Origin of the sequence: Jeotgalibacillus malaysiensis (assembly GCF_044789845.1) — a bacterium.
Taxonomy (GTDB): Bacteria; Bacillota; Bacilli; order Bacillales; family Jeotgalibacillaceae; genus Jeotgalibacillus; species Jeotgalibacillus malaysiensis_A.
On sequence record NZ_CP085252.1, the window covers coordinates 3,139,117 to 3,153,369 of the forward strand.

The 14,253-nt window shown below is 42.9% G+C and carries 22 protein-coding genes; 10 read left to right on the forward strand and 12 right to left on the reverse strand.

Annotated elements, in window-relative coordinates:
* Positions 1-19: 19 nt before the first annotated feature.
* Genes gvpO through gvpJ form a run of 5 tightly spaced genes read right to left on the reverse strand, consistent with a single transcriptional unit; the run spans position 20 to position 1,770 of the window.
* Entirely contained in the window at positions 20-286 is a 267-nt protein-coding gene (gene gvpO, locus LG330_RS16300; protein ID WP_404405695.1) for a gas vesicle protein GvpO, read from the reverse strand.
* Positions 287-312: 26 nt separating this feature from the next.
* A complete protein-coding gene (gene gvpA / locus LG330_RS16305; RefSeq protein ID WP_404405697.1) occupies positions 313-579 on the reverse strand; it encodes a gas vesicle structural protein GvpA in 267 nt (88 codons plus the stop codon).
* 15 nt (positions 580-594) lie between these two features.
* Complete coding sequence (gene gvpQ / locus LG330_RS16310) at positions 595-990, reverse strand: gas vesicle protein GvpQ (RefSeq protein ID WP_404405699.1); 396 nt, start codon at positions 988-990, stop codon at positions 595-597.
* A 33-nt stretch (positions 991-1,023) separates the two neighbouring features.
* The gene (locus tag LG330_RS16315) at positions 1,024-1,491 is read right to left on the reverse strand and encodes a gas vesicle protein GvpP (RefSeq protein WP_404405701.1); all 468 of its coding nucleotides are present in this window, start codon (positions 1,489-1,491) and stop codon (positions 1,024-1,026) included.
* A 24-nt stretch (positions 1,492-1,515) separates the two neighbouring features.
* Positions 1,516-1,770 (reverse strand): gas vesicle protein GvpJ, encoded by a 255-nt coding sequence (gvpJ, locus tag LG330_RS16320; protein WP_404405703.1) that lies wholly within the window; start codon positions 1,768-1,770, stop codon positions 1,516-1,518.
* 278 nt (positions 1,771-2,048) lie between these two features.
* Between gvpJ and LG330_RS16325 the strand changes: the two genes are divergently transcribed.
* Positions 2,049-2,717 (forward strand): GNAT family N-acetyltransferase, encoded by a 669-nt coding sequence (locus tag LG330_RS16325; protein WP_404405705.1) that lies wholly within the window; start codon positions 2,049-2,051, stop codon positions 2,715-2,717.
* A gap of 43 nt (positions 2,718-2,760) precedes the next feature.
* Here the strand turns inward: LG330_RS16325 and LG330_RS16330 are convergent, their stop codons facing one another.
* The 5 genes from LG330_RS16330 to LG330_RS16350 all read right to left on the reverse strand — a co-directional run bounded on the left by LG330_RS16330 (position 2,761) and on the right by LG330_RS16350 (position 4,707).
* Positions 2,761-3,051 carry a DHHA1 domain-containing protein gene (locus tag LG330_RS16330; RefSeq protein WP_404405707.1) on the reverse strand — a complete coding sequence of 97 codons (291 nt, stop codon included), beginning with the start codon at positions 3,049-3,051 and terminating at the stop codon, positions 2,761-2,763.
* A complete protein-coding gene (locus LG330_RS16335; protein WP_404405709.1) occupies positions 3,048-3,398 on the reverse strand; it encodes an alanine--tRNA ligase-related protein in 351 nt (116 codons plus the stop codon). The genes LG330_RS16330 and LG330_RS16335 overlap by 4 nt, the downstream gene beginning before the upstream one ends.
* Positions 3,395-4,117, reverse strand: a complete 723-nt coding sequence (locus tag LG330_RS16340) for a CBS domain-containing protein (RefSeq protein ID WP_404405711.1) — start codon at positions 4,115-4,117, stop codon at positions 3,395-3,397. Before LG330_RS16340 ends, LG330_RS16335 begins: the two co-directional genes overlap by 4 nt.
* 133 nt (positions 4,118-4,250) lie before the next feature.
* The gene (locus LG330_RS16345; RefSeq protein WP_404405713.1) at positions 4,251-4,442 is read right to left on the reverse strand and encodes a hypothetical protein; all 192 of its coding nucleotides are present in this window, start codon (positions 4,440-4,442) and stop codon (positions 4,251-4,253) included.
* Between the two features lie 4 nt (positions 4,443-4,446).
* On the reverse strand, positions 4,447-4,707 hold the full coding sequence (locus LG330_RS16350; RefSeq protein WP_404405715.1) for a DUF4190 domain-containing protein: 261 nt from the start codon (positions 4,705-4,707) through the stop codon (positions 4,447-4,449).
* Between the two features lie 136 nt (positions 4,708-4,843).
* Here LG330_RS16350 and LG330_RS16355 point away from each other — a divergent pair, with 136 nt between their 5' ends.
* The 5 genes from LG330_RS16355 to LG330_RS16375 all read left to right on the forward strand — a co-directional run bounded on the left by LG330_RS16355 (position 4,844) and on the right by LG330_RS16375 (position 8,864).
* Positions 4,844-5,671 (forward strand): alpha/beta hydrolase, encoded by an 828-nt coding sequence (locus LG330_RS16355; protein WP_404405717.1) that lies wholly within the window; start codon positions 4,844-4,846, stop codon positions 5,669-5,671.
* Positions 5,672-5,685: 14 nt separating this feature from the next.
* On the forward strand, positions 5,686-5,967 hold the full coding sequence (locus tag LG330_RS16360) for a hypothetical protein (protein ID WP_404405719.1): 282 nt from the start codon (positions 5,686-5,688) through the stop codon (positions 5,965-5,967).
* A gap of 12 nt (positions 5,968-5,979) precedes the next feature.
* The gene (locus LG330_RS16365) at positions 5,980-6,414 is read left to right on the forward strand and encodes a GNAT family N-acetyltransferase (RefSeq protein WP_404405721.1); all 435 of its coding nucleotides are present in this window, start codon (positions 5,980-5,982) and stop codon (positions 6,412-6,414) included.
* Positions 6,415-6,756: 342 nt separating this feature from the next.
* Complete coding sequence (locus LG330_RS16370; protein WP_404405723.1) at positions 6,757-6,882, forward strand: 3-methyladenine DNA glycosylase; 126 nt, start codon at positions 6,757-6,759, stop codon at positions 6,880-6,882.
* 239 nt (positions 6,883-7,121) lie between these two features.
* Complete coding sequence (locus LG330_RS16375) at positions 7,122-8,864, forward strand: ATP-binding protein (RefSeq protein WP_404405725.1); 1,743 nt, start codon at positions 7,122-7,124, stop codon at positions 8,862-8,864.
* A gap of 271 nt (positions 8,865-9,135) precedes the next feature.
* On the opposite strand, the gene LG330_RS16380 is transcribed toward LG330_RS16375, so the two are convergent.
* Both LG330_RS16380 and LG330_RS16385 read right to left on the reverse strand, forming a co-directional pair.
* Positions 9,136-9,699 carry an NADPH-dependent FMN reductase gene (locus LG330_RS16380; protein ID WP_404405727.1) on the reverse strand — a complete coding sequence of 188 codons (564 nt, stop codon included), beginning with the start codon at positions 9,697-9,699 and terminating at the stop codon, positions 9,136-9,138.
* Between the two features lie 71 nt (positions 9,700-9,770).
* A complete protein-coding gene (locus LG330_RS16385) occupies positions 9,771-10,112 on the reverse strand; it encodes a hypothetical protein (RefSeq protein ID WP_404405729.1) in 342 nt (113 codons plus the stop codon).
* A gap of 162 nt (positions 10,113-10,274) precedes the next feature.
* Here LG330_RS16385 and LG330_RS16390 point away from each other — a divergent pair, with 162 nt between their 5' ends.
* The 4 genes from LG330_RS16390 to LG330_RS16405 all read left to right on the forward strand — a co-directional run bounded on the left by LG330_RS16390 (position 10,275) and on the right by LG330_RS16405 (position 14,228).
* On the forward strand, positions 10,275-11,414 hold the full coding sequence (locus LG330_RS16390; protein ID WP_404405731.1) for a zinc-dependent alcohol dehydrogenase: 1,140 nt from the start codon (positions 10,275-10,277) through the stop codon (positions 11,412-11,414).
* 290 nt (positions 11,415-11,704) lie between these two features.
* The gene (zupT, locus tag LG330_RS16395; protein ID WP_404405733.1) at positions 11,705-12,559 is read left to right on the forward strand and encodes a zinc transporter ZupT; all 855 of its coding nucleotides are present in this window, start codon (positions 11,705-11,707) and stop codon (positions 12,557-12,559) included.
* 136 nt (positions 12,560-12,695) lie between these two features.
* Entirely contained in the window at positions 12,696-12,938 is a 243-nt protein-coding gene (locus tag LG330_RS16400; RefSeq protein WP_404405735.1) for a hypothetical protein, read from the forward strand.
* Positions 12,939-13,130: 192 nt separating this feature from the next.
* Entirely contained in the window at positions 13,131-14,228 is a 1,098-nt protein-coding gene (locus tag LG330_RS16405; protein ID WP_404405737.1) for an endonuclease, read from the forward strand.
* The last annotated feature ends 25 nt before the right edge of the window (positions 14,229-14,253 follow it).

Below are 14,253 nucleotides of genomic sequence, written 5' to 3' on the forward strand. Positions count from 1 at the left end.
CCCGGCTCCTTTTCACACATTACTGTTCGATATTTACAGCACTTCTGTAGCGGATCTCCCGCCTGACGAATGAAATGATTTCAGCGTTTTTATTCAGGTAAACATCATATACGCCAACCATCTCATCCTTTGCATAGCGCTTCATATATTCCTTTTCCTCAATGACTTCAACAATGAGCTTCCAGCCTTCATTTTCTGTCTGTTCAACTGCTGTAATCTTGTGAACAGGCGCTACATGCTCTTCGAAGAAGTCTGAAGTATTATTCATAATCTTTTTGATATCCATATCCATCTCCGCCTAACGTTCAAGAATTATAGACTGAATCCTGCTTCGTTCCGGTCCCTGCTGCCAGAAAGGAATCTGCCTTCCTCCTGCACATCGTCACGCAGTAATCCAACTGCTTCTGCATATCTTAACCACGTGTCCACACTCGCAATGACGATACGGGCTTCTACTGTCAGAATTTCAATCCCGACAACTGATACACGCACGAACGCGTCGATCACAATACCTTTATCCAAAATACGGTCAATTACCTCTGCTAAACTTGAACTGTCTGTACTTTTTTGAATGGCCATGTTAATATCCCCTTTCTAATCTTCATCTTCTTCAATATCTGAGTAGTGTTTAATATCATAAGAACTTTTAATGTCATTTGAGCTTTTTACATCACGATAGCTTTTCAGATTGCTGATCCCTTTAATGTCATTAATGCCTTTTACTTTTTTACGCTTTTTCTTACCTGATACTTTTTCCTGAAGCTCTTCGCCTTTACTGGCAGCGTCACCTAGCTTGTCTTTTACTGAGGTGAGTGCATTCTGTGCTTTTTCTTTAGCAGATTCAGCTTTGCTGTGTACTTTATCCGCATTTTCATTTTTCGCGTCACTCAGCTCTTCTGAAGCGTCTTCTGCTTTTTCCTGCATGTTTTCGACCATGTTGTCCTTCGCCTTCTCGACAACTTTACCTGCGATCTTGCTTTTAATAGACAAACCTTACACCTTCTTTCCTGTTAAAAAGGCGCATCAGCTCTTTTTCGAATTACTTGAGCTGCTCTTAGATTGTGTAGTAGTTTTCTTTTGAGTTGAGCTTTTTGATTCAGCTAACTGACCAAGCATTTCCTCGATCCGGTCAAGGCGATCATTTAATTGCTTGTTTTCACTTTTAATTTCTTCAATCTCATCACTCGACTCTTCTTTTGCTGAGCTGACTGATTCTGAAGTGCCTTTAGCTACATCTTTAAAGCTGCTTAATGCCTGTTCTCTTAATAAATCAGTTGCAGTCTTTTTAAATTCAGCACCTGCAAGTCTGATCATTTCTGATTCTCCAACACGCTTCATTAAGCGCTTGTTCGCTTCAGAATTAGACAGAAGTCCGATTCCTGCTCCGACAATCCCACCTAATACTGCAAGATTTACTGATGAATGCTCCGATGATTCCTTGCTTTCTTCCTCTGTTTTTTTCACTTCATTATCTTTATCCTTTTCAGCCATTGTTCTCACCTTTCTGTCCCTTGATTAGTAACTGTATTGAGTCTGACCATCTCTTGAAGTCAGTCCTGTTTCCTGAACATCATCACGCAACAGTCCTACCGCTTCTGCGTACCGCAGCCATGTATCAACACTTGCGATCACGATTCGTGCTTCAACGGTTAAAATTTCAATTCCGACGAGTGATACTCTGACAAATGCATCAATGACAATCCCCTTATCAAGAATCCGGTCAATTACTTCAGCCAGACTGGAACTGTCCGTACTTTTTTGAATCGCCATGCAAACCCTCCTTTTTTCTGTATCTGTCCCCAAGCTGGTCAACATAAATTTTTATGCATATTATTAGGTGTATACCCAGCACATTGTAAGGTTTAAAACTAAAAACCATAATATTTCAATTTAATTCAAAAATAATACATAACCGTATTGTGATCGAAACAAACTGTCACATAAATCTTCTTAAATATTTCTCCCGGAAGTGCTGGACCAGCTGAGTTGAAAGGGTTTTAATACTGAGGTACCATAAAGGATATAAATTACAGCAGAGGAGGATAAGAATGGAGGTATTAGCTTTTATTTTCAGCGCAGTCATATCTTTCACTGTTTTATACTTTGTAATCCGTGAAGCAGTCACTGAAGGAATTAACCGCTCATTGCTCGGGGAACGATTCGTCCGGGAAGAAACACCTTCATCCAAACAGGCACAGCAACACTTTTCAATGATGAAAGGCGGCAGGGTCATTACTTATCAAAAAGCGACAGAAGCTGCCTACACTGAGATTCTTACCTTACTCAAGCACTGTGCCGGGAAGTTAAAAAGTGACGGTATTCAGCAATGGGACTACCTGTTATCCGGCGGAGAAGATGCTGAGATTAAAGACGATTTATTAAAAGGAAATACATACGCTGTTTATGAAAACGATGAACTGATGGGAACGTTCACTTTGCGAAAAGGGCCCGATTCATGGGATGAGCATATATGGAGAGACCGTGTGGACCCTGATGCACGATACCTTCACAGGCTCGCTGTGGATCCCGGGGTAAGAAAAGAAGGCATTGGCAGTGCCTGTCTTTCATGGATTGAAGAACAGTTTGCGGGAGAAATACTCATGCTTGATTGTGTGGAACAAAATGAAAAGCTGAACCACTTTTATCGTTCGCGTGGATTCGAGTCTGCAGGGGTTTATGATGGGCATCACCGCTATTGGAAAAAGCTCAAATCATAACAAAGAGGATGGCCTGTTAAAATAACGGCCATCCTCTTTACATTTATAGTTTTTCAACACAAGCTTCAAGGAGCGCCTCTGCTGACATCAGCTTGTCACCGCCGCCCTGGGCAAAGTCCGGCTTGCCGCCGCCCCGTCCGTTGATCAGTGGTAAAACTGATTTGATCAGCTGATTCATATCGCTTTCTATCTGTGCACTTCGGCCGCAGATCAGCTGGAGCTTTTCATCCGTTTCATTTACAAAAAGAACGGTTTTTTCTGCATCACCGGCAATGATCATTTTAGCAAGCTTCTGCAGCTCGGCAACCGGCCGGTCAGTAAATACTTCTTTCACCAGACTGTCTTTAAGTCAAAGTTATTTTCAAAAGCCGCTGACAGGATATGCTGCCCTGCATGCTGCTGCATATGATCAAAGCGGCGGTTCCAGTTCACTTCACCATGGACGATTTCAAGGAGTGGATCAGTTCCTTCTATATAATGTCTGACTGCCCCGTCTACTTCTTCCACATCATAGACATGCGCCTGATTCAGGAGACCCGTGTCATGAGGCTGCCCTCCGCCTGTCGGGTAAAAAGCAGTCTGATCGAGTACAACGTAGCGCCGCCCCTGTTTGTCTGTTCCTTCTCCTGTTTTCTTCGCCTGAAAAGTTTGCAGGTTAACATCTTCGTAGAATAATTTCATGGTGTACTGTTTCCTTTCTCTTTGGTTTCCATGACGTCCCATGGCGTTATAATACCCAGGATCGGTTTATTGCTCGCTCCGTTTTCAGTAATGATGAGCGTGACCAGCTTCTCACCGCGTTCAGCTGCCTGTGAAAAGCGGTCCTGCGCTTCGTACATACTCGCATCTTTCCTGATAAAACGATAGCTCTTCTTCTTTTTATCGTAAGGCTGCAGGTCTTTCACCTGAACATTTTTAATCGACACGTGATCCTGATCCAGATGAGCAGCAAGCCAGTTGGCAATTCCACTGTCCGTTACGAGTGAAGTAACCAGATTATTTTTATCTACGAGCGGGAACTGTGAATACGCCTTTTCGTTCATATTGTGCAGCACCTGCTGCAGCGACGAATCCTCATGCAGCGTTACGACTTCTTTTACAAAACGCTCCACAGTCGGCGGCACAACCAGTTTGCTTCTGATTTCCTCAATCAGATTCACAATATAAGGCGTCGGCTCGGCCAGCACTTCATTCGTATATGTATGTACAATTGCATTCCTCAGCTCGGCAATCTCCTTCAGATCACTGATATACCGCTTCACAATCCGGTCATTCCGCTGCGCAGCCTTATCTAGCAGCGCATGAAAGCTCATATAATCACCTTTGTTATGCTTGGTCTTAAGGTAACTCTCAATTTCATTAAAATCACGCAGAAAAGCGCGGGAATTAGCAGAATCCATGGTCTGAGTCCCCTTTTTGATTTATGATACAGGTTTTGGTGTGGGAGGTCACTTAATTGGGGTAAGGTGGTGAGGCTGGTTCATGAAATTATGGGTGTGGTTCAGGAGATTGTGATAATAGACTTATCTCATTTTACGTCTTCTTCCCATACTCCTTACTATCCCACGCCCATTCGAAAAACCATACCAGCGGAATCGCAATCTGTTTTGACCATACAATTTCCTGATCGTTGACAATAGCAACCAACGTCATACCAGCGAAAATCGTAAGTCCAAAGCCAACCCAATATTTATACCCTTTTTTCTTACTGTTTGATTCCTTCAATCCATTACCCCGTCAAAAACGCGACGCCGATGAAAAAGAACCATGCGAGAATCGTAAACAGCTGTATGATCAGGCCGACGATACTGCAGATCATTCCTGAAATGGCGAGGCCTTTTCCACCTTCATCACTGATTGCAATCTGCTTCATCGAAATGTTTGCGGTAATAATCCCTGCGATCCCAAGAAAAATGCCGAGAAACGGGACCATCAGCGATAAGATTCCAAGCGTGAGTGAAACGATTGATTGTGTATTAGTCTGTTCCATACGATCAGCTCCTAACCATATTTACGATTGGGTCTGGAAAAAGATTCATCCTTCTCCTAAATTTCGTCAGCTTTGCGTAAGAACTGCATCCAATCTATGCTATGCTTTTAGATACGAAGATTGAAAGGGGCACCTTATGAAAGCTGTAAAATGGCAGGATCTATTTGATGAACATGACAAGCATTCCATCACCGGAGACGTCAGGATTGTAAAGGATATGAAGGTTCCTCAGCTGGAAACAACTAAAAGTATCTGGATTTACCTTCCCCCAGGCTATGAAAATAGCGACAGGCGCTACCCCGTCCTTTATATGCACGATGCACAAAACGTATTTGACCAGGCGACTTCCACCGGGGAGGAATGGGGCGTGGATGAATCACTCGAAACGCTGAGCGGTCAGCATGAGTCCTATGAGGCAATTGTCGTGGCGATTGATCATGGAGAAGATGAGCGCAGCAATGAATATAACGTTTATACAAATGCCAAACACCACTTCGGAGGAAAAGGTGAACAGTATATTGCCTTCTTAACAAACACGCTGAAGCCATGGATCGACAGTGAGTTCAGGACGCTTACCGGCCCTGAACATACGATGATTGGCGGAAGTTCATTTGGCGCTTACATCTCACTTTATGCAGGTGTTACATACCCTGAAGTTTTTGGCAAAGTGATGGCTTTTTCGCTAATGGTCTGGCAGGATCACGATTCACTAAGAAAATTGATTCAAAACGGTCATCATTTCCCGCTTCACAAAGTAATCATCAATATTGGAGATACTGAAGACAAAAGCCGTCGCGGGTCAAAGCTTTTATTAAAGGATGCACAAAAAATAGCTGATGCCTTTGCTGAAAGTGGATTCCCGGAAGAAAGGCTCCGGTTTGACATTGTAAAAGATGGCAGGCATCATGAGTCTACGTGGAGAAAAGAATTTCCTGACGCTTTTAAATGGCTGATTACGCCTTAAAAAGGAGGTCAACGATGTCTTTTTTACATCCTGAATTAAAAAGTATTTTATTTTTAATACTGACAGCAGCAATCACCGGGCTTGTCGTACTGATCGGACTGGCACCTGCTTCATTTTCCACACCGCTCGCTATTGCGGCAGCAGTGCTGTTTGCAGGTTCACTTATCATGGGATATTTCCAGCTGATTGTGTCACTCCGTCTCAATATTTATATGATTTTAGGATTGGTTTTTTCAATGATCAATATTGTTTCACTTGCATCATTTGTGATGCTGTTAAATGCTAAAACAGTTTAGGTAGGGGATTTGATGAAGACAGAGAATATAAAAGAATGTACGTCAAAGGAAGAATGCTTGGCAGCTTTTCCGGTGATGCGCCAGCTGCGAACACATTTAGATGAAACTGCCTATCTGGCGCTCATTGAAGAAGCGCGGCAAAAGGACAGCTACAGACTTTTTGCACTGTATGAGAACGATGAAATCGTCGCACTCGCAGGTTTTAAGCCGATGATCACATTATATTATGGACGATTTGTCTGGATATGTGACCTTGTAACAGATCAGGCAAAACGGTCCAATGGATACGGCGAAAAACTGCTTGAATTTGTGCATGACTGGGCGTCAAAAGAAGGATACGAACGTATTGCCTTATCTTCAGGGCTACAGCGTACTGATGCACATCGCTTTTACGAAGAAAAAATGGAATATGATAAAGTGAGTTATGTATTCAAAAAAGAGCTTTAAATGATAAAAGGTGAGAGGAGGCATCATCCGCCCGCTTTCACCTTTTTTCTAAGCCGTTCATTCTCATTGAAATCGTACAATCCCTGCAAGAAGGTTCATACATCCCTTTATAGAGATTATTCTCAGATGGACGCTCTGCTTTCAGATAAACATCCTCGTAAAGCTCCATCCATTTATTACACTTGCTGCATTTCAACCTTCTGGAAATACGACTCATCCTTTCGACTCTGCAATGTCCACTAATAACACACAATTTATATTTTCCCTAATGACACTCCTTTATAACACATTTGAATAGTTTTTTAAAAAACAGGAAAAATAATGACGAATGGAGGGATGACGATGGAGGAGATTTCTAAAAACGACTCTGTTGAACAACGTCTGAAAAAACAGCGCGGTCAGGATATCGAGCCACAGCGCGACCCTGAAAAGCCTGCTCATACGAAAAGCGCAAAAGATAACCGGTGACAGAAGAGAGCCTGAATAAGGGCTCTTTTTTACATCAAGCTATGTTAAAGATTATTTTTTGTTTCTGTACAGCTGAAGTGAAACCATCAGCTGACTTTAACAAAACATTACATAAAAAATCATTTCCTATATTAAATAGGTATTCACGGTGTCCAAACCTGTGCTTATTTGCTAAAATTAGACATTATTAGTGTGCATGCAACCTCAGCATGTCGAATTCGGGAAAGGAAGACCCTTCCATGGCATTCTTTTTATTAATGGCATTAGCAAGTATACCGCTGTTTTTAGCAATTTCTTTACTTTTATATTCAAGATCAACAAATACAAAAATATTTTCTTTGTTTCTTTTACTTATTTCATTTTGGCAAATGGGTATCGCATTTTTATATAGTCAGGATGTTTTTTCAATTGCAGTGATTGACTCGTTTTTCAGGATTTTCAGAGCAGGTCCTATTTTTCTGATGCCCGTTATGTATGCATTTGGAATTATAATGGTAAAACAAAGCCCTGAACTGACTCGTTTCAAAAAGATATTCAAAATAAGGGGACTGCTGACACTCACAGGGATTAGTGCGGCTATTTACCTCATTAATTTTACTCATGCAGGGATTACAGGATATATATTTGTTCAGGATGGCATGTTCTCACCTGAACACCTGATGCCGCAGTACGGAAATCTTAACTTTACCTTTATGATGAATACACTGTTGGTGATCTCGAATACAACATTGTTTGCCTTTGCTGCAAACCGTATTTTGAACCGCTCACTCAGATTTTTTTACATGCAGATCAGTATTGGTGCTATCTTTATATTTCTAAATGGCGTGGTAAGTGCATTCACCCCCCTTCCATTATATTTTTCAAGCTTTAACTCTATAGTCATTTCACTACTGCTGTTTTTAGGTTACGTTCGTATTCAGTCCATGATGCTGCTCCAGGCTAACGATCATCTGGCCAGACAACGCACACTGCTTGAAAAGATTATGGATATTAACCCGAACTACCTTGCTGTGATCGATCAGAACAACCAGATTATCCGACTGAACGATTCAATCTGCAGGCTGCTGTCCGTGTCAAAAGAAGAGCTGTCACAGCAGGATCTGTCAGCATTACTTGCAATACGAGAGCTGAACCCTGAACAGGACAGAATGCTGACCCGCTCCGGTGAAATCCGTTACGTGAAGTGGAGTTTCGAAACAATCGAACTGGACAGCCGCGAAGTGTACACCCTTTTTATCGGGGTAGACTTCACTGAGCAAAAGCAGAATGAACAGCTGCTGCTCGACTCTGAAAAATCTAAAGTAGTCGGCGAACTTGCAGCAAGTATTGCCCATGAAATCAGAAATCCGCTGACAACTGTAAGAGGGCTGATCCAGCTGTCAAAAGAAAAGACAGATAACCCGAAACTTGAGAATATCATTTTAGATGAAATCGATCGGATCGTAGAAGTCCTAAAAGAGCTTCTGTTGCTCGCACGTCCTGAGGCAAAAAATGAGGATGAAGGTCATAGCGAAATCATCAATGTGGCGGAGGAGCTTGAGAACATCCACTTCCTCTACCAGTCTGTCGCGATCAGAGAAAACAAGTTTATTTCGATTGAAAATCTATTAACATCGAACGGACTGCTCGATATCCAGAAGTCACATTTCAAACAGATTATGATCAATTTCCTGAAAAACAGCCTTGAAGCAACCGTACCTGAAAACAAAATCAAAATTAAAGTCGACAGTACAGATGGAAAAATCCGCATCCGCATCATCGATAACGGGAAAGGCATAGCCAAGTCCCGGCTCTCAAGAATCGGTGAACCGTATTATACGACTAAAGAAAAAGGCACCGGAATTGGTATGGCTGTATGCTTTAAATTAATAAAGGACCATCACGGTGACATTGAAGTAAACAGTAAGATTAACTGGGGAACAACCATTACCGTGACATTCCCTCAAGCTGCGGTGGGTAACCATATCACTGAAGCAATTTAAAAAGGGCGAGACATCAGTCTCCCCCTTTTTTGTTCCTAAAAAAAGTGCCCCCCAATGGACAATGGGGAGCCAAACTAGCATAAAGGTAATGTCGTCATGGTTCACAAACCGTTAGCTGGTTTTTCTATACCCGGATTTTTGTGTTGGGAAACTAATTTTTATGGGGTTTGAGCACACTGGGGACGGAGTTGAGTGAGTCGAAAATAGAATGATTCTAAAAATGAAACACACAACTCCGTCCCTAGCGAGTCATTTTTGTAATCACTATAAACTACTCCCCAAAAACCCTCACAAACTTCGTAAACCCATCAATAAATTTATCAATCTGCTTTTCTGTCGCTTCATCTGTCAGGCGGCCTGATTCCGAATCAATTTTGGTTTGGTAGCGGCTTGCGATGATTTTAGGGTTGGTCATGATGTTCGCGTTCATATTGGTGAGAATCTGACGAACCTGCATTTGTGAAAGTGCGGTTCCGACGTTCCCATTTGAAGCACCTGCGATGGCGACAGGCAGGTTTTTAATTGAAAATTCCTTCGGTGATCGTGATGCCCAGTCCAGTGCGTTTTTTAATCCACCCGGTATACCTGCGTTGTATTCAGGTGTGACGATCAAAACGCCATCTGCCTCATTCAGCTTTTTGCGGAAGGACCGTACAGATTCAGGGTCCCCTTCCGCTTCAATATCCTCATTAAACAGTGGCAGCTTCCCTATTTCCGCTTCCTTTACATGCCATTTACCTTCCGACTGCAGGATGATTTCATTCATCAGCTTGCGGTTCAGCGAATCTTTTCTCAGACTGCCGCATAAGGCGACAATGAGCGGAAATGATTGCATAAGCTCATCCCTTTCCAAAGACCTGTTTTCTTTATTGTAAAAGAGCGATCGTCATTTTACATGTTTGAATGTTATTCGTTATGTAGTTGAACGGGTTCTTCATCGGCAGATTTCCGGTTCATCAGATAATTAAGTCCTGTTAGTATGGCACCTGAGATACCCATGGCAATCGCAAGCCACAGCGATTCAATATAGAGATAACAGGCAAGACCAATACAACCGAAAACTGCGATCGGCAGGCTCTGCTCTTCTTCCTTTGTTAAAATATTTCCCCATAATGTAATCAAGCCGCCAAGTAGAAAGAGTTCCAAAATACTATGTAAACTAACCTCTATAAAGATACTGATAAACGGCACAACTGCACTGATAAAAATGGTACCAGCCCGCTGAATCCACTTCCCTGCTTTCTCCATATCGCTACCCCCTGTAAACCAAGTTCCCTGTACAGGTAAATCATACCATTATAAGGTGTTTTTTCAATAATCAGTTTCTATCTCCCCCAGATCGGGTAAATCTGAAAATAGACGTTCATTTAACAGAGCCACGGCCATTCTATTCTATCTGGAGGTTTTAATATGAAGGCAGTCACATTTCAAGGCACAAAAAAGATGAAGGTCAAAGAAGTTCCGGATGCGAAACTTCAGGAGCGGGATGATATTCTGGTACGGATTACTTCAACAGCCATTTGCGGATCTGATCTACATATTTACCAAGGGGCTCTTCCTGCTCATAAAGATTACGTCATCGGGCATGAGCCAATGGGGATTGTAGAAGAAGTCGGACCTGAAGTAACGAGTGTTAAAAAAGGCGACCGCGTTGTCATTCCATTTAACATTTCATGCGGCGAATGCTACTTCTGTCAAAATGACTTTGAAAGTCAGTGTGATAACTCCAATCCGAATCCATCACTTGATACAGGGGGCTACTTTGGATTTACTGAGCGCTACGGTAATCACCCGGGCGGACAGGCTGAATACCTGCGCGTGCCGTACGGAAACTTTATGCCGCTTAAGATTCCTGAATCTGTGGAGCTTGAGGATGAAGCCCTGCTCTTTATGTCAGATGTTCTGCCGACAGCGCTTTGGAGTGTTGAAAATGCCGGCGTTAAAAAAGGCAGTACAGTCGCTGTTCTCGGCTGCGGTCCGATTGGTCTGATGGCTCAGAAATTTGCCTGGATGAAAGGCGCAAGCCGCGTCATTGCAGTCGATAACCTCTCCTATCGTCTATTCAAAGCGCAGAAAATGAATCATGTTGAAGTTGTAAACTTCGATAACTTTGAAGACGCGGGGGAACATATCAGAGAAATGACCCAGGGTGGTGTGGATATCGTTATTGACTGTGTTGGTATGGATGGTAAAAAGTCAGCAGTCGAAGAAATCGGACAAAAGCTGAGTCTGACTGGCGGTACAATCAGTGCGATTGAAATCGGCATGAAAGCCATCCGCAAATTTGGAACGATGCAATTGACCGGCGTTTACGGTTCTATGTACCACGGCTTCCCGCTTGGCAACATGTTCGAACGCAACATCGAAATTAAAATGGGCCAGGCACCAGTCGTCCACTACATGCCGCGGCTATTCGATATGATTCAAAATGGCGAATTCGATCCAACCGAAATCGTCACGCACAGAATGAAAATGGATCAGGCTGAAGAAGCCTACCAGATCTTTAATGACCATGAAGATGAATGTATTAAGGTTGTGTTAAAGCCTTAAGGTTTTGAGCCTGTGTGGTTGCACAGGCTTTTTTGTGCAGTGGCACGGCGGGGACGGAGTTGAGTGAGTCGAAAATAGAATGATTCTAAAAGTGGCGCACTCAACTCCGTCCCGGGTGAGCCGCTTCTATACATAATATTCCATTCTGATACATAAACCTCCGTCCCCCCTGTATCAAACCATTTATTAGCCACAGCAACCTTTATTACACTCTCACAAAAAAGTTGCACTAAACAAACTTTTATCATATAGTATCAGTAGAATGATTTTAATCTAAAGGAGAATGCAGGATGGATGGAGCAGTATTATATGCGTTTTTGTTAACGCTGTTTGCCGGGTTGGCGACTGGCGTGGGCAGTATGTTTGCGTTTTTTGCGAAGCGGACGAATACGGCTTTTCTGTCGATTGCACTTGGCTTTTCAGCAGGTGTGATGATTTATGTTTCATTCATTGAGATTTTTCCGAAGGCATTGGATGAACTGACTGCGGGTCATGGTGAACAGACCGGTACGCTGTTTACGGTAATTGCGTTTTTTGCGGGGATGCTTTTTATTGGTCTGATTGATAAATTAATTCCTACTGTTGGAAACCCACATGAATCTAAGTTTGTTGAGTCCGCGCAGGATCCTGAAGGCGGAGAAACAGTTGCTGCGAAGGCAACAAAGAAGGCAACGCTTAATAAGGATGCTGCTATGCGCCTGAGAAAAATGGGTGTATTTATGGCGCTTGCGATTGCCATTCACAACTTTCCTGAAGGACTTGCGACGTTTATTTCGGCGCTGGATGATCCGGCTGTGGGTCTTGCCATTGCGATTGCGATCGCATTGCACAATATTCCTGAGGGGATTGCAGTTTCTGTCCCGATCTATTATGCAACTGGCTCGCGTCGAAAAGCGTTTAAGCTTTCTTTCTTGTCAGGACTTGCGGAGCCTGCCGGTGCATTGATCGGATTCCTGATCTTAATGCCGTTTTTAACGGATACAATGTTCGGGCTTGTGTTTGCAGGTGTCGGCGGGATCATGGTATTTATTTCGCTGGATGGCCTGCTTCCTGCAGCGCGTGAATACGGAAAAGCGCACCATGCGATGTATGGCATGGTAGCCGGTATGATTGTAATGGCTTCAAGTTTAATTTTACTTATGTAATAACAACCCCGGACTTCCGGGGTTTTTCTTTGATCCTGATTGTAAAAGAATGACTTCTTGACCTGTTTATTGAAAAGGTGTTGTGCTACACTGAATTTATCAGATTTTGCTAACTATATTCTTCGGAGGACCCATGATGGTTGTTTTAAAGGTTATCAGACTGGTACTTGCCGTGGCTGCAAGTGTGATTGCGCTATACACAGCTTTTACAGGTCATGTTTTATTTCCAATCTATTATTTAATTTTAGTGATCAGTTTGATCTTTATATTAACCGGTTTTGAAAGGCTGCGCTCTGAAGCGACCAAAGCCGGCGCTTATACTGACTTTACTTTGGCAGGCGCTTTTATTCTGGCAGTCGTATTTGTCGACTGGTGGTAATACATATCTTTGAACCGGTGCAGATAACCGGTTCTTTTTTATTGATCCTTTCCTACATATTTTGCAATTTCAAACATTAATATATGTTCATTTGTTTATTTATGAAAATGCGACTATTTATTAAAGGGATTGCCTCACATTTTGCGAAAGATAGTGTTGCCTGAGGGTAATCTATTTTAGAGGAGTGTCAGAATGAAAAAGGCAATTCTATTAATGGTCACGCTTGTATTGCTGATTGCAGTGCCGGTTGTGTCAGGTTCAACGTTGCTGTCTGTGGATGAAGCAATGAATGAACCAAACGGGGCAGATGTGACAGTCGGCGGTTATATTGTGGGGGTGCCGGTATCAACTTCGACTGTGCAGCAATCTGATTTCACGAGTGATTATGCGCTCGCACTGGCGGATGATCCGGGTGAAACCCAGATGTCAGAGATGATTTTTGTAAAGCTTGATGCGGGATACCGCAGTGAGTACGGTTTAATGAGCAACCCTTCAAATTTAGGGGACTACATCGTTGTAGACGGCACGCGTGACGATTATTTCGCTCATGAAGGGGTAGAGTCAGTTACATCGATCAGCCGTGAATCAGGCGGCGATCCAGGTACACCGGGAACAGGTTATTATGCTGATGCTGAAGGCTTAACTGGCGTGGCTTTAAAGCAGGCACTACATCATATTATTGATGATCATCAGGAGGTTTCCTACGCAAATGCATGGGAAGCGCTGCGCAATACAGATGAGGATCCGAACAATCCAAATAACGTACTGCTTTTATATACAGGGAAATCCATTTCAAAATATGATAATGGCGGCCTTGTGGATGAATGGAACCGTGAGCATGTCTGGCCTCAGTCTAAAGGAGACTTCGGAACAACAATGGGCACAGGCACTGATCTGCATGCACTCAGACCAACTGATGTAACAGTGAATTCATCAAGACAAAATCTGGACTTTGATAATGGCGGCAGCGTTCACCCTGAAGCACCCGACACTTTTTATGACAGCGATTCATGGGAGCCGCGAGATGATGTAAAAGGTGATATTGCACGTATGGTGTTCTATATGGCAGTACGCTATGAAGGCGACGCCGGTGAAGTGGACCTAGAAGTGCTCGATCAGGTTGACGTCTCAGGTCCTTATCTTGGTAAAGTCTCTACTTTAAAAGAATGGCATGAACAGGATCCGGTTGATGGATTTGAACGCAACCGGAATGAAGTCATTTTTGAATCGTATCAGGGAAATCGCAATCCGTTTATTGATAATCCTGAGTACGTTGAAGCAATTTGGTAATCACATGAAAAAAGCAGGCCCTTTT

Coding starts and splice junctions, on each gene's coding strand:
- gvpO (WP_404405695.1), bottom strand. CDS start 286: ATGGATATCAAAAAGATTATGAATAATACTTCAGACTTCTTCGAAGAG.
- gvpA (WP_404405697.1), bottom strand. CDS start 579: ATGGCCATTCAAAAAAGTACAGACAGTTCAAGTTTAGCAGAGGTAATT.
- LG330_RS16315 (WP_404405701.1), bottom strand. CDS start 1,491: ATGGCTGAAAAGGATAAAGATAATGAAGTGAAAAAAACAGAGGAAGAA.
- gvpJ (WP_404405703.1), bottom strand. CDS start 1,770: ATGGCGATTCAAAAAAGTACGGACAGTTCCAGTCTGGCTGAAGTAATT.
- LG330_RS16325 (WP_404405705.1), top strand. CDS start 2,049: ATGGAGGTATTAGCTTTTATTTTCAGCGCAGTCATATCTTTCACTGTT.
- LG330_RS16335 (WP_404405709.1), bottom strand. CDS start 3,398: ATGAAATTATTCTACGAAGATGTTAACCTGCAAACTTTTCAGGCGAAG.
- LG330_RS16340 (WP_404405711.1), bottom strand. CDS start 4,117: ATGGATTCTGCTAATTCCCGCGCTTTTCTGCGTGATTTTAATGAAATT.
- LG330_RS16350 (WP_404405715.1), bottom strand. CDS start 4,707: ATGGAACAGACTAATACACAATCAATCGTTTCACTCACGCTTGGAATC.
- LG330_RS16355 (WP_404405717.1), top strand. CDS start 4,844: ATGAAAGCTGTAAAATGGCAGGATCTATTTGATGAACATGACAAGCAT.
- LG330_RS16360 (WP_404405719.1), top strand. CDS start 5,686: ATGTCTTTTTTACATCCTGAATTAAAAAGTATTTTATTTTTAATACTG.
- LG330_RS16365 (WP_404405721.1), top strand. CDS start 5,980: ATGAAGACAGAGAATATAAAAGAATGTACGTCAAAGGAAGAATGCTTG.
- LG330_RS16370 (WP_404405723.1), top strand. CDS start 6,757: ATGGAGGAGATTTCTAAAAACGACTCTGTTGAACAACGTCTGAAAAAA.
- LG330_RS16375 (WP_404405725.1), top strand. CDS start 7,122: ATGGCATTCTTTTTATTAATGGCATTAGCAAGTATACCGCTGTTTTTA.
- LG330_RS16380 (WP_404405727.1), bottom strand. CDS start 9,699: ATGCAATCATTTCCGCTCATTGTCGCCTTATGCGGCAGTCTGAGAAAA.
- LG330_RS16385 (WP_404405729.1), bottom strand. CDS start 10,112: ATGGAGAAAGCAGGGAAGTGGATTCAGCGGGCTGGTACCATTTTTATC.
- LG330_RS16390 (WP_404405731.1), top strand. CDS start 10,275: ATGAAGGCAGTCACATTTCAAGGCACAAAAAAGATGAAGGTCAAAGAA.
- zupT (WP_404405733.1), top strand. CDS start 11,705: ATGGATGGAGCAGTATTATATGCGTTTTTGTTAACGCTGTTTGCCGGG.
- LG330_RS16400 (WP_404405735.1), top strand. CDS start 12,696: ATGGTTGTTTTAAAGGTTATCAGACTGGTACTTGCCGTGGCTGCAAGT.
- LG330_RS16405 (WP_404405737.1), top strand. CDS start 13,131: ATGAAAAAGGCAATTCTATTAATGGTCACGCTTGTATTGCTGATTGCA.